This is a genomic window from Nocardioides malaquae, assembly GCF_015070385.1.
Taxonomy (GTDB): domain Bacteria; phylum Actinomycetota; class Actinomycetes; order Propionibacteriales; family Nocardioidaceae; genus Nocardioides; species Nocardioides malaquae.
The window spans coordinates 1-277 of record NZ_JADCSA010000315.1 but is presented as its reverse complement, the minus strand read 5'-3'; the positions used below and the strand labels follow the sequence as shown (position 1 = coordinate 277).

Sequence of the window (277 nt, the reverse complement as noted above, 5' to 3'; positions counted from 1 at the left end):
GTGCACTTACTATTACGAAATTAACAACCAGAAACCGCCATTCAACGATGTGCGTGTGCGTACCGCACTGAAACTAGGTATGGACCGCGATATCATTGTTAATAAAGTGAAAGCGCAGGGCAACATGCCCGCCTATGGTTACACTCCACCGTATACTGATGGCGCAAAATTGACTCAGCCAGAATGGTTTGGCTGGAGCCAGGAAAAACGTAACGAAGAAGCGAAAAAACTGCTGGCTGAAGCGGGTTATACCGCAGACAAACCGTTGACCATCAAC

General features: G+C 47.7%; 1 protein-coding gene. It reads left to right on the top strand.

Translation table 11 applies throughout. The annotated features are described in order from the left end of the window. Positions 1-277: ABC transporter substrate-binding protein (locus IEQ44_RS15760; RefSeq protein WP_264674494.1), on the top strand; the 277-nt coding region annotated here is incomplete at both ends.